The 629-nt window shown below is 59.1% G+C and carries 1 protein-coding gene; it reads right to left on the bottom strand.

What is annotated here, in order from left to right; translation table 11 throughout:
* On the bottom strand, positions 1-629 hold a 629-nt coding region (locus RGM2987_RS00085; RefSeq protein WP_245138088.1), incomplete at both ends, for an immunoglobulin-like domain-containing protein.

The raw sequence follows: 629 nt of genomic DNA, 5'->3' as shown, positions 1-629 counted from the left end.
TTGCCGGCATCTTTGTAGACGTCGTCTTTAGGCGCATCAACAGTAACGGTGCCGGTGGTAGCGCCGGCAGCGATATTGATGACCGCGCCGTTGCTCAAAGTAACGGTCACAGGTGTACCGGCAGCGTTGGTCAGAGTCGCGGTGTAAACGATGGAGCCGCCTTCAGCGACGGTATCGGTCGCGCTCAACGTCAGACCGGTAGTGTCTTGGGTATCGGTGACGGTGGTGTCGGCAGGCTTGCCGTCGATTTCCAGTTTTTCGTAGTTGCCGCCCTTGGCGTCGTCGATCTTGACGCTCAGGTTATCGCCGCCAGCGAGGGCGTCGTTCGGGGTGACGAAGTTCACGCTGCCCGAACTAGCACCAACAGGGATGGTGATGCTCTGACCGTTCGAAAGGGTGACAACCAGTGGAGCGCCAGTGACTGGAGCGTTGACCGAGGCGGTGTAAACCACAGTTCCACCTTCGGCAACGGTCGAGGTCGCGGTGAGCGAAACGGTGCTGGTGTCGATGGTATCGGTAACGTCAGTGACCGCCGGAGTCGTGCTCGGAACCAGGTTCTCGAAGTTGCCGCCAGTGGCGTGGTCGATGCTGACTTCAACCTTGCCGGCATCTTTGTAGACGTCGTCTTT

The organism is Pseudomonas sp. RGM2987, assembly GCF_022952855.1.
Classification (GTDB): domain Bacteria; phylum Pseudomonadota; class Gammaproteobacteria; order Pseudomonadales; family Pseudomonadaceae; genus Aquipseudomonas.
The sequence above is the reverse complement of the archived record's forward strand: the minus strand, read 5'-3'. Positions and strand labels throughout refer to the sequence as shown.